Source organism: Franzmannia pantelleriensis (genome assembly GCF_900102875.1).
In the GTDB taxonomy this organism is placed as follows: domain Bacteria; phylum Pseudomonadota; class Gammaproteobacteria; order Pseudomonadales; family Halomonadaceae; genus Franzmannia; species Franzmannia pantelleriensis.
Map to the genome: position 1 here is coordinate 149,107 of NZ_FNGH01000010.1, position 12,519 is coordinate 161,625.

At 64.2% G+C, this 12,519-nt stretch carries 8 protein-coding genes and 2 pseudogenes; 3 read left to right on the top strand and 7 right to left on the bottom strand.

Translation table 11 applies throughout. The features are described 5' to 3' along the window. Window positions 1-100: 100 nt before the first annotated feature. From BLT16_RS13945 to glyA, 7 genes and pseudogenes are all read right to left on the bottom strand, one after another. A pseudogene (locus BLT16_RS13945) lies at window positions 101-2,167 on the bottom strand (TonB-dependent siderophore receptor). Between the two features lie 128 nt (window positions 2,168-2,295). Then, window positions 2,296-3,162 carry a formyltetrahydrofolate deformylase gene (gene purU / locus BLT16_RS13950; protein WP_089659113.1) on the bottom strand — a complete coding sequence of 289 codons (867 nt, stop codon included), beginning with the start codon at window positions 3,160-3,162 and terminating at the stop codon, window positions 2,296-2,298. 312 nt (window positions 3,163-3,474) lie between these two features. Further along, a complete protein-coding gene (locus BLT16_RS13955; RefSeq protein WP_089659114.1) occupies window positions 3,475-4,128 on the bottom strand; it encodes a sarcosine oxidase subunit gamma in 654 nt (217 codons plus the stop codon). Further along, on the bottom strand, window positions 4,121-7,168 hold the full coding sequence (locus BLT16_RS13960; protein ID WP_089659115.1) for a sarcosine oxidase subunit alpha: 3,048 nt from the start codon (window positions 7,166-7,168) through the stop codon (window positions 4,121-4,123). The genes BLT16_RS13955 and BLT16_RS13960 overlap by 8 nt, the downstream gene beginning before the upstream one ends. Continuing rightward, window positions 7,165-7,506, bottom strand: a complete 342-nt coding sequence (locus BLT16_RS13965) for a sarcosine oxidase subunit delta (protein ID WP_089659116.1) — start codon at window positions 7,504-7,506, stop codon at window positions 7,165-7,167. Before BLT16_RS13965 ends, BLT16_RS13960 begins: the two co-directional genes overlap by 4 nt. Before the next feature lie 12 nt (window positions 7,507-7,518). Then, complete coding sequence (locus BLT16_RS13970; protein ID WP_076746607.1) at window positions 7,519-8,769, bottom strand: sarcosine oxidase subunit beta family protein; 1,251 nt, start codon at window positions 8,767-8,769, stop codon at window positions 7,519-7,521. A 32-nt stretch (window positions 8,770-8,801) separates the two neighbouring features. Beyond that, window positions 8,802-10,127 (bottom strand): serine hydroxymethyltransferase, encoded by a 1,326-nt coding sequence (glyA, locus tag BLT16_RS13975; RefSeq protein ID WP_089659117.1) that lies wholly within the window; start codon window positions 10,125-10,127, stop codon window positions 8,802-8,804. A gap of 246 nt (window positions 10,128-10,373) precedes the next feature. Here glyA and BLT16_RS13980 point away from each other — a divergent pair, with 246 nt between their 5' ends. The 3 genes and pseudogenes from BLT16_RS13980 to BLT16_RS21035 all read left to right on the top strand — a co-directional run. Next, on the top strand, window positions 10,374-11,252 hold the full coding sequence (locus BLT16_RS13980) for an AEC family transporter (protein WP_089659118.1): 879 nt from the start codon (window positions 10,374-10,376) through the stop codon (window positions 11,250-11,252). A 143-nt stretch (window positions 11,253-11,395) separates the two neighbouring features. Next, a pseudogene (locus BLT16_RS21230) lies at window positions 11,396-11,527 on the top strand (PAAR domain-containing protein); the annotation flags it as partial. A gap of 360 nt (window positions 11,528-11,887) precedes the next feature. Continuing rightward, window positions 11,888-12,519, top strand: a 632-nt coding sequence (locus tag BLT16_RS21035) for a hypothetical protein (RefSeq protein ID WP_245701671.1), incomplete at its 3' end; no start/stop codon positions are given.

The following is a 12,519-nucleotide window of genomic DNA, read 5'->3' on the forward strand; positions in this document are numbered from 1 at the left end:
CTCAGACACACTACATCCGAGCAGCGAGGTGACCAGCGCTTCGCAGTACTGTTGACAGGATGCTTGGCCAGGGACGGCCAAGATCCTGTCTTTTTCGTGGCTACCAGCGATAGCTCAAGCTGCCGATGACGCTGCGCGACTCACCGTAGTAGCACCAGAAATCACAGCTGGCGACATACGTTTCGTCAGTGATGTTGTTGACGTTGAGCTGGGCGGTCCAGTTGCGGTTGAAGTCGTAACTCGCCATAGCATCTCCCACCGTGTAGTCGGCTACGGTGATATCGCCATCCACTGTCTCACCCGCATGACGAACCCCCACCCCGACATTCAAGCCATCCAGGGCCGTTCCCTGGAAGTCATAGTTCAGCCAGGCAGAGGCCATATGCCGGGGAATCAGTGCCGCCCGATTGTCGTCGGCATCACGCGCATCGGTGTAGGTATAGGCCGCGGTCAGCCTGAGAGCATCTGTGAGATAACCTACCCCCTCGATTTCGAATCCACGTGAGGTGCGTTCGCCCTCCTGGGTCTGGTAACCACCGGGAGCCGTGGCAAAGGAGTTCGACTCCTTGATATCGAAGACCGCCGCTGTCACATAACCGTCCCAATTGAACGGCGCGTACTTGACGCCCAGCTCCCACTGTTCACCTTCGATTTCCTCGAAGATGGCACCATCGGGGTTGGTCTGCGCTGCCGGGCGGAAGGATTCCGTATAGCTGATGTAGGGATTCAGGCCGTTATCGCCAAGGTACATGACGCCACCGGACCAGGAGGTCGCGGACTGGGTTTCATCTACCGTGTTGTTATCGAATTCGGACTCGTTGCGTACATCGGCAGTGTCGTGGCGCACGGCGCCAAGCAGTACCCAGCGATCGTCGATACGCAGCTGATTCTGTGCATAGAGCCCCAGCTGCTCCTTGTCGATCTTGCGGCGGGTCAGCTGATCGCTGGGTACTGGGGCAATGCCACCTTGGGGATTGAAGATATCGACACTGTCGTAGAAGTAGTTGTCGAATTCCCTGCCATCCAGTGTCAGGTCCTGGTAGTCCACCCCGAGTAGTAGCGTGTTCTCTGTGCGGTCGCCATACCATTTGCCGACCATGCGGTTGTCGACGGTGATGCTATCGATCTCGCCGTCGCGCTGCAGATGACCGCGAGATGCCGTCTGGCCATCACCGGTTCCCATCATCATATAGGTACTGCGCAGATCCAGGTCGAGATGGCTATAGCGGAAATTCTGCTCGAATCGCCACGTGTCGTTGAAGGCATGCTCGAACTCGTAACCAACCGCCGTCTGGGTACGCTCGTCCTTGTCGTAACCGGGGGCACCGTAGTTGGTCTGAGGATCCACCCTGCCAAACGGCGTATCCTGAACTGTGCCATAGGCCAGCTTGAAGGGATTGACGGGAATTCCGTCATCCTTCTGGACGCTGGCAAGCACGGTCAATCGCGTGTCATCGGAGATATCCCATTCAAGACTGGGCGCAAAATAGTAACGTTCATTCTCGGTATCGTTCAGGTCGCCGTCACGCTCCTTGTATAGACCGACGAAGCGATAGCGCACATCGCCACCTGCGGTAAGCGGGCCCGAGGTATCGATACCCACCTGACGATGATTCCTGTTGCCTGTCTGAATGTTGATCTCGCCCCGCTGCTCGGCGGTTGGCCGCTTGCTAACGGCATTGATCAGGCCACCGGACGGTGCCTCGCCGTAGAGAATCGATGAGGGCCCTTTGAAGAGTTCGACACGATCCAGCCCATAGGGCTCTGGCAACCATTGATAAAATCCCTCGCGGTAAATCCGCAGGCCATCCTGATAGGTTGCCTGATCGAAGCCGCGGACCTTGAACCAGTCGGTGTTGTTATCCGAGCCGTAGTGGCCTGACAAAACGCCTGAGCGGTAGCGGAAGGTCTCGTCGAGCTGCTGCACGTTGCGCTCTTCGAGCTCATCACGCTAGACGATGGAGACCGGACGCGGCGTCTCGACCAGCGGCGTCGCCACCTTCAAGGCGGTGCCCGTCACCACCATGGTGTCTTGGGTCTCGATATCGTCTTGGGCCTGGAGGCCCAGGGACGTGGTGGCCAGCAAGCCGGATAGCGACAGCGCGGCGGCACGCCGAATCGCCACGCTCAGGGGAGCTGGCGCAGGGCAGTAGGGATTATGGGACATGGGAGCGTCTCGATCAGGGAGCGGGATGGCACCGGCGGCAACGCCAGCTAAGCTAAATTATAAGAATTATCATTTAGCTTATCAACACCACCCGCCGCGTGCGTACGAGCTACCTCCCCTGCGGCCTCCTATCGCGCGAACACCACCGTGCGCTTGTCGTTCAGAAACACCCGCCGCTCGACGTGGTAACCCACCGCCCGGGCCAGGGTCAGACACTCGATGTCGCGGCCCTTGGCGACCAGGTCTTCGGGGGTGTCGGCGTGGGTCACCGGCTCCACACCCTGGGTGATGATCGGCCCCTCGTCGAGGTCGTCGTTGATGTAGTGGGCGGTGGCGCCGACCAGCTTGACGCCCTTCTCGTGAGCCTGGTGGTAGGGCTTGGCGCCCTTGAAGCCGGGCAGCAACGAGTGGTGGATATTGATCGCCCGGCCCGCCAGCTTCTCGCTCATCTCGCTGGAGAGCACCTGCATGTAGCGTGCCAGGATCACCAGCTCGGCACCGCTCTCCTCGATCACCTGCCACACCTGGGCTTCCTGCTCGGCCTTGGTCTCCGGGGTGATAGGGAAATGGTAGTAGGGCAGCCCGTGCCAGGCGGCCAGCGGCTCGAGGTCGGGATGGTTGGAGACCACCGCGCGGATCTCGATCGGCAACTGGCCAGTGCGGTAGCGATAGAGCAGGTCGTTGAGGCAGTGGTCGGCCTTGGAGACCATGATCACTACCGGCGTGAGCTGGCCCGGCGAGGCCAGCTCGAAGGTCATGTCGAACTCGGCGGCGCGGGCGGTAAATTCTGCCTGGAAGGCGTCGGCGTCGAACCCGCCCGCTTCGGGATGAAAGGCGGTGCGGATGAAGAAGCGCTGGCTGAGGCGATCATCGAAGGACTGCTGCTCGGTGATATAGCAGCGCTGCTCCTTGAGAAAGCGGGTGACCACGTCCACGGTGCCCAAGCGGCTGGGGCACTGGGCGGCGAGGATCCAGGTATCTGAAGAGTGATTCATTGCGGCTCCTTAATGGGCATCCCTTCCGTAGACGGTTTGCTTGAGCATGCCGGTTGTCGCTTATATTGACCATCAAGCAAGGCTATTGCAGGTAGGCAGCACCGCTCGGGACTGATCCACCGACAGGCCTACGAGGAGGCGCAGCTTCATCTGGCGCTCGCCATGCCCCGCTGCGCGACGGCGGGGAATGCTCCGCAAACACGCCGTAAACCCATCCCTGGGGGCTCGACTACGGCATCCCTGCCGTAGACGGTTTGCTTGAGCATATCCCCTTGTCGCTTATGCTGACCATCGAGGTATTCGCGTCGCCAGCTACCGCTCGACGCCGATGGCATACTCCTCGCCGGCATCCAGCAGCCAGCGGTAGCAGTAGTCGGCGAAGCTTCTGCGCACCACCAGCTCCCAGCGCGTCTCGCCGCTGCGGCGCACGATGACGGTCGCCTTGGCGAATACCGTGTTGACGCCCTTGCCCACCGGGAAGTGGCTCGGGTCGACGTCGTAGACCACCGACTTCATCAGCAGCTCGGGGACCGCCTCACCTTCCAGCGTGAGTAGCGTCTGGCCGCCGCTGACATCGACGATGGCGAAGCTGGCGTCAGCGAGGCGCTCGCGCAGCCGGCGCTCGACGGCAAAGGCCTCGCCGCCGGGGACGATCAGCAGCCACTCGTCCGGCGACAGCCACTGGATCGAGCGCTCGCCGCTGACGTCCCAACTCAGGGTATTGGGGCGACCCGGCAAGCCGATATCCAGCACCTCGCGCAGCGCCTCGTCGAGCACGATGGCACCACCGCGCAGGATCAGGTGGCCGAGGAAGGTCTGCTCGCGCAGTACCACCCGGCTGGCGGCGCTTGGGGCCGGCGCGCCACTGCGCTGCCAGGAATAGGCCAGCGGCGACTCGACTGCCACGCTGGCGTGGTCGGCGCGGGAATCAAACAGGTTCACTCGGCTCAGCGCTGACTCAGACATGCTGACGCTCTCCCTTGGGATCGATGAAGATCGTGCTGGTGATCTCGGCTTCATGGACGCTACCGTCGGCCATTGGCAGGTAGACGCTCTCGCCCATGCGCTGCTGGCCACCCTTGACCACCGCCAGCGCAAAGCCGCTGTCGAGGGTCGGGCTGTAGTAGCTCGAGGTGACGTGGCCGACCATCGGCATGGGGATGGCGTGGTTGGGATCGAAAACGATCTGCGCGCCCTCCTCCAGCACCACCTTGGGGTCCTTGGGACGCAGGCCGACCAGCTGCTTGCGGTCGCTGCGGGCGGTGTCGCTACGCGTCAGCGCACGCTTGCCGATCCACGAGAACGGCTTGTCGTAGCCCACGCACCACTGCATGCCGAGGTCTTCCGGGGTCACCGAGCCGTCGGTGTCCTGGCCGACGATGATAAAGCCCTTTTCGGCGCGCAGCACGTGCATGGTCTCGGTGCCGTAGGGCGTCAGCTGGTACTTCTTGCCGTGTTCGAACAGCGCCTTCCAGACGTGCATGGCGTAGTGGGCCTGGACGTTGATCTCGAAGGTCAGTTCGCCGGTGAAGGAGATGCGGAAGACCCGCGCCGGAACCCCGGCCACCGTACCTTCGCGCCAGTCCATGAACTTGAAGCTCTCGCGGTCCAGGTCGATGTCGTCGGTGAGCTCGGCGAGCAGCGCCCGCGACTTGGGCCCAGTAACGGTCATGGTCGCCCAGTGGTCGGTCACCGAAGTGAAGGTGACGTCGAGCTCCGGCCACTCGGTCTGGTGCCACAGCTCCAGCCACTCGAGGATCGCCGCAGCGCCGCCGGTGGTGGTGGTCATCACGAAGTGGTTGTCGGCGAGGCAGCTGGTCACGCCGTCGTCGGTGACCATGCCGTCGTCCTTGCACATCAGGCCGTAGCGGCACTTGCCGACGGCGAGCTTCTCCCACTTGTTGGTATAGATACGCGCCAGGAACTCACGGGCGTCGGGGCCCTGGATATCGATCTTGCCAAGCGTCGAGGCGTCGAGGATCCCCACCCCTTCACGCACCGCACGGCACTCGCGGGCCACCGCCTCGTGCATGGTCTCCAGCTTGCCGCCCTGCTTGCGGGGGTAGTACCAGGGGCGCTTCCACTGGCCGACGTCCTCGAACTCGGCACCGTTCTCCACGTGCCACTGGTGCAGTGCGGTATAGCGCTCGGGGTCGAACAGCTCGCCGCAGTGACGGCCGACGATGGCGCCGAAGGTTACCGGCGTGTAGTTGGGGCGGAACACCGTGGTGCCCACCTCGGGAATCGTGCGCTTGAGGCAGCGCGCGGCAATCGCCATGCCATTGATATTGCCGAGTTTGCCCTGGTCGGTGCCGAAGCCCATGGCGGTGTAGCGTTTGACGTGCTCGATGGACTCGAAGCCTTCGCGGGTGGCGAGCTCGATGGCTGCAGCGGTGACGTCGTTCTGCAGGTCGACGAACTGCTTGGGCGCTCGCAGCGTGGGCTTCTCATGCGGTACCTGGTAGAGCGCGCAGGCAGGCGATTCGGCAATTGCCTGGCTAGCCGGCAGGGCTACCTCGGCAGCCTCGCCGCCGGTCGCCGCAGCAGCCTGCGAGCCTACCGCCACGCCATCGGCCAACACCTCACCCAACGCATAGATGCCATGGGCGCCACCGGCAGCATGTACGCCATCGACTAGGGTGGGCACGAAACCGAGGATGCCATCATTCCAGGTCGGCCGCGCGCCGGTGTGGGAGGCGAGGTGAATCACCGGGCTGTAGCCGCCGGAGCTGGCCACGCAGTCGCAGGCCAGCGTCTCTACCGGGCCGGCAACGCGGAAGCCGTCGATATCGATCCTGGCCACCCGCGCCGCCGATACACGGTTGGCGCCCTTGGCCTCGATCACCGCGCTGCCGGTGATCACGCGAATGCCGCGCTCTCGCGCTTCACCTACCAGATCGCCATCCGGTGCCTCGCGGGCGTCGACGATGGCCACGACCTCGCGACCGGCGTCGTGCCAGTCGAGGGCCGCGCGGTAGGCGTGATCGTTGCTGACGGAGAGCACTAGCTTGTTGCCCGGGACCACGCCGTAGCGGCGGATATAGGTGGAAACAGCACCCGCCAGCAGGTTGCCCGGCACGTCGTTGCCGGCATACACCAGCGGCCGCTCGTGGGCGCCGGTGGCCAAGATCACCTGCCCCGCGCGTACCCGGTGCAGCCGCGCGCGGCTCTGGCGGGCGCCCTCGGCGGTGCGCGGCGCGCAATCGGCAAGGTGCTCGGTGCGCCGCTCGTGGAGAGTGACGAAGTTGTGGTCGTGATAACCGTTGGCGGTGGTGCGCGGCAGCAGGGTGACGTTGGCCAGCCCGCTCAGTTCCTCGAGCACGTCGGCAACCCACTGGTCCGCCGGCTTGCCGTCGAGAGTCTCGCGGCTATCGAGCAGCGAGCCGCCCATCGCTTCCTGCTCGTCGGCGAGGATCACCCGCACGCCGCTGCGCGCCGCGGCCAGGGCGGCGGCCAGGCCCGACGGGCCGGCACCAATCACCAGCACTTCGCAGTGACCATTGCGGTGGTCGTAGATGTCCGGATCGGCCTCGGCGGGGCTGCGCCCGAGGCCGGCGCTCTTGCGGATATACTTTTCGTAGGTCATCCACATCGAGGCCGGAGCCATGAAGGTCTTGTAGTAGAAGCCCGGCGGCATGAACTTGCCGCCGACCTTGCCCACCACGCCCATCAGGTCCTTCTGCACGCTGGGCCAGCCGTTGGTGCTGCGCGCCACCAGGCCAGCATAGAGCGCCTGCTGGGTGGCGCGCACATTGGGCACCTGGGCAGCTTCGGAGGCACCTAGCTGGACCACGGCATTGGGCTCTTCGGCGCCGGCGGCGACGATGCCCCGCGGCCGCGAGTACTTGAAGCTACGATTGACGATATCAACGCCGTTGGCGAGCAGCGCCGAGGCCAGGGTATCGCCGTGGTAGCCCTGGTAGGTCTGGCCGTTGAAGGTGAAATCGAGCGGCCGGCTGCGGTCGATGCGCCCGCCCTGGGCGAGGCGCTGCACTTGCTGGTTCATGCGCGGACTCCTTGGCGGACATCATCAGTGGAGGTGGTCGATTCGCTGACCGCAGGCTCAGCGGTAACGCTGGGCTGCTCGCCGATCTTGTAGGTCTCGAGGATCGCGTAGCTCACAGTGTGCCGGGTGACGTTGAAGAACTTGCGACAGCCCACCGCGTGCACCCACAGCTCGTGGTGAATACCGCGCGGGTTGTCACGGAAGAACAGGTAGTCGCCCCACTCTTCATCGGAGCAGGCCTCGGGGTTGGCAGGCCGGACGATATGGGCCTGGCCCTTGGGGTGGAACTCCTCTTCTTCGCGGAGCTCCTCACAGTAGGGGCAGTAGATCTGAAACATGTGATGGCCTCCTTAGTGGGCGACGCCGGCCGCGCCGTGTTCGTCGACCAGCGCACCGCTATGGAAGCGGTCGATGGAAAACGGGGCGGCGATGGGGTGCATCTCGCCCTTGGCCAGACTGGCGGCAAATACATGCCCCGAACCGGGCGTGGCCTTGAAACCGCCGGTGCCCCAGCCGCAGTTGAAGAACAGCCCCTTGACCGGCGTCTTCGACAAGATCGGGCAGGCGTCCGGGCAGGTGTCGACGATGCCGCCCCACTGGCGGTTCATGCGTACCCGCGAGAAGATCGGGAACATCTCGACGATGGCCTGCAGGGTGTGCTCCACGGTAGGGAAGCTGCCGCGCTGGCCGTAGCCGTTGTAGCCGTCGATGCCGGCGCCGATCACCAGGTCGCCCTTGTCCGACTGGCTGATATAGCCGTGGACGTGGTTGGACATCACCACGGTGTCGAGGATCGGCTTGAGCGGCTCGGAGACCAGCGCCTGCAGCGGATGCGACTCCAACGGCAGCCGGAAACCGGCCATCTTGGCCAGTACCCCGGAGTTGCCGGCGGTGACGCAGCCGATGGTCTTGGCCTCGATGTCGCCGCGGTTGGTGTGCACGCCGTAGACCTGGCCGTCGCGGATCTTGAAGCCGGTGACCTCGGTGTTCTGCAGCAGGTCAACGCCCAGCGCATCGGCGGCCCGGGCATAGCCCCAGGCCACTGCGTCGTGGCGCGCCACCCCGGCCCGCGGCTGCCAGGAGGCGCCCATCACCGGATAGCGGGCGCGCTTGGAGCAGTCGAGGATCGGCACGATTTTCTGCACGCCGTCGGCATCGAGCACTTCGCTGTCGATGCCATTGAGGCGGTTGGCGTTGACCCGACGCTGGATGTCACGCATATCCTGCAGGGTGTGGCCGAGGTTGAGCACGCCGCGCTGGGAGAACATCACATTGTAGTTGATGTCCTGGGAGAGCCCTTCCCACAGCTTCATGGAGTGTTCGTAGAGCGCCGCCGCCTCGTCCCACAGGTAGTTGGAGCGCACGATGGTGGTGTTGCGCGCGGTATTGCCGCCGCCCAGCCAGCCCTTCTCGACCACGGCGACATTGGTGATGCCGTGCTCCTTGGCCAGGTAGTAGGCGGTGGCCAGGCCGTGGCCGCCCCCACCGACGATGATCACGTCGTACTGCTTCTTGGGCGTCGGGTTGCGCCACTGGCGCTCCCAGTGTTCATGGTGGCTCAGCGCGTGCTTGACCAGGCCGAAGCCGGAATAGCGTTGCATAGGTTCTCTCCAGGACTCGTGTCGCGCCTTATTCAGGCGATGGCGCTGTGCCGCTCGGCGCTGGCCTCTCGGCTATCAGCATAGACGGGGTAGCGGGCGCACAGAATCGCGACCTTATCGCGCACTTCCGCCTCCACGTCTGCGCTGTCACTGCCCTCGCCCAAGGCATCAAGGATGTCGCAAATCCACTCAGCCAGCGTCTGGCAGTCGTCAATGTCGAAGCCGCGCGTGGTCACCGCCGGGGTGCCAAGGCGCAGGCCTGAGGTGACGAAGGGGCTCTGCGGGTCATTGGGCACGGCATTCTTGTTGACGGTGATATGCGCCCGTCCCAGGGCAGCGTCAGCGTCCTTGCCGGTGATGCCCTGGGCGATCAGCGATACCAGGAACAGATGGTCGTCGGTACCACCGGAGACGACCTCGAAACCGCGCTCGATGAAGACCTCGGCCATGGCCCGGGCGTTGTCGATCACGCGCTGCTGGTACTGCACGAACGCCTGGCTCATGGCCTCCTTGAAGGCCACCGCCTTGGCGGCGATCACATGCATGAGCGGGCCACCCTGCTGGCCGGGGAAGACCGCACCGTTGAGCTTCTTGTAGAGGGCGTCGTCACCGCAGGCCGAGAGGATCAGGCCACCGCGCGGGCCGCGCAGGGTCTTGTGAGTGGTGGTGGTGACCACATGGGCATGCGGCAGCGGACTGGGGTAGAGGTCCGCGGCCACCAGGCCCGCCACGTGCGCCATGTCGACCAGCAGCCAGGCGCCCACGGCGTCGGCAATAGCGCGGAAGCGGCGCCAATCGACCACCCGCGAGTAGGCGGAGAAGCCGGCAATAATCAGCTTGGGGCGGTGCTCATGGGCCAGCCGCTCGACCTCGGCGTAGTCGATCTCGCCGGTCTCGGGGTTCAGGCCGTACTGCACGGCGTGATAGTGCTTGCCGGAGAAGTTGGGCGCCGCTCCGTGGGTCAGGTGGCCGCCGTGGGCCAGGCTCATGCCGAGCACGGTGTCGCCGGGTTGCACCAGCGCCATGAAGGAGGCGGCATTGGCCTGGGCCCCGGAGTGCGGCTGGACGTTGGCGTAGTCGGCGCCAAACAGGTCGCAGGCGCGCTCCATGGCCAGTTTCTCGACCACGTCGACGTACTCGCAGCCGCCATAGTAGCGCTTGCCGGGATAGCCTTCGGCGTACTTGTTGGTCAGCTGGGTGCCCTGGGCCTCCATGACGTGCACGCTGGCGTAGTTTTCGGAGGCGATCAGTTCGACATGCGCCTCCTGGCGCGCCGTCTCATCGGCGATGGCCGCGGCCAGAGGGGCGTCGAATGCCGCCAGGGTGTCGGTATAGGCAAAGCCGTCGCGGTGTGGCATCGGGGCCTCCAGAAGCACGGTGATGAGCGGTGATTGATTTCACTTGCGGCGATGGTATCCCCCGCCCCGCCGGTCAAGATGCTTGGCGGCGTCACGACGCGATGCGTTTGCGACAGAGCTGTCGGGTTGCGACATCGGCCCGGCCTTTGCAGCGCAGCATGAATCGACGACAATAGCGTTGCGCTTTAGACCTTCGTCGCCGCTCCTGGACGTCGAAGACTCCGTTGCGACCACCAAGGACACCGCATGCTTGTCGAACTCTTCGCCGTGATGGCCCCGGTCTTCGTCGGCGCCAGCCTGGGTTTCACCTGGATTCGTCTCGGTCACGCCTACCCGGTGGAGTTCGTCACCAAACTGGTCTTCAATATCGGCACCCCGGCGCTGATCCTGGCCTCGTTGAGCGGCGCCGACATCGATGCCGCCAGCCTCGGCAGCACCATGCTCGGCACCCTGCTGGTAATCGTCGCCATGGGCCTGCTGACCTTTGCCGTGGCGCCTCTGCTGCGCAAGGACTGGCGGGTGCTGTTATCGCCGATGATGTACCCCAACACTGGCAACATGGGCCTGGCGGTGACGCTGTATGCCTTTGGCAGCAGCGGCTTCGCCTTCGCCATCGCCTCGATGGTCACGGTGTCGCTGGTACAGTTCACCTTCGGTACTGCCATGCACAGTAGGAGCGGCCGGCCACTGCGCACCCTGGCCCGCACCCCCACCGTCTACGCCATCGGCATCGCCCTGGCGCTACTGCTCACCGACACCGCCCTGCCGCGCTGGCTGGACAACACCGTGGATCTTATCTCCGGGTTCACGGTACCGCTGATGCTGATCACCCTGGGCGTGTCGCTGGCCAGCATCCAGGCCCGTAACCTCTCATCGGGGATCGGCTTCAGCCTGGTCCGCACCCTGGCCGCGGCGCTGCTGGCCTGGGGCATTGGCGCGGCGATCGGCCTGCCGCCGATGGCCCACAGCATCCTGGTGCTGCAAATGAGCATGCCAGTGGCGGTATTCAATTACCTGTTCGCCCAGCGCTCCGGCCACGAGCCCAAGTACGTCGCCGGGCTGGTGTTCTGCTCCACCCTGCTGTCGTTCATCTACCTGCCGATCCTGCTGGCGATCATGATGTGATGCTTGCCCCCTAAGTCGGCCGACTGTTGAAGGACGATGACGACACACCTCGTAAGAGATCAACGACACTTGCCCCTCTTTATGGTAATGACTCTCATCCGTGAGTAGGATCCCATTGAAGCACACCTCAGGAGAGTTCATGGATGGACCAAGCAAAGCTCGGCGATAAGGTCGTCTGCCGATGCAAAGGAGGGCCTCACCGTATCATTAGCGGAGCATCGACGACCCTTGTTGACGGCCTACCGGCTGCATGCGTTGGTGACAAGAGCTCATGTGGGGCAAGCATCTCGTCGGGGCTCGGCTGGCTACGTATCGAGGGGTCCCCGGCTGCCGTCGATGGTAGTGCCACCTCCTGCGGCGGCCAGGTGGTGGCCCGTGCCACGGCTAAGACAGGCAGCCCTTCCCAGAGTCGAGTGGGCTCTGCCGCCGTCACCGCTACCACCATTGCTGGCGCGAGCGCTCTAGCTGCAGGCTCAACTCTCGATAGCCGTTCAACCATGAGCGTTCCGCCTGCCGGTGAAGACGATGAGAATCAAAGCAGCCTCGCTCCCGGGTTCGTTATCGTGCGTAAGCTCACTCCCCGGGCAGAGCTGAAGCGTGACGTTCTCCCGATGCCGACGCCCGAGGTGGATGCAATGTTTGAGCGCCTCAACGGCCACCTTGGCGAGGTAGTGCTGCCAGGCTCAATGGTGGTGCTCAGCGACCCCGATAATCAGCAATGCCGTCCCGAAGAAGACCAACTGATGCAGGAAGCGCGTAAGGTGCAACAAACGCTGCATCGGCTGGAGCCGCCACAAGCCCAGGCCATGATCGATCATTGGGGCGCATTCGAGGATATTGCTCTGGCCAAGGACCCGGACGGCGGCACTGCCGCGTCACTGGCCTCGACGACGCTTGGCACCTTCTCGGCGGCGGGACAAAACCTGTTCAGCAGAGCACAGATGGAACTCGATAATCTGGCCAATCTCTACCAGCGCACGCTGGACCCGGCGGTGAGCCAGTCGCGTGAACAGTTCCATGCCCTGCGCGAGGCCGCGTTTCAGCGCATCGACTCCGCCGTGCCCGCTTGGCTCCGCCGGCCATTGAGCCTACCCGCTACCGGCGAAGCATTGAAACGCAAAATAGGCGTAGAAGCCCGTCACGCCGTGCATGGCCTGAACACCGCGACGCAGGGCTTTCGCAAGTTCGAGATTCCGAGCGTCTCGGAGGCGGTAGCGCGAGTGGGGCTGGCCTCGCGACTCACCAGTATCGGCAGTGCCGTCGGGGT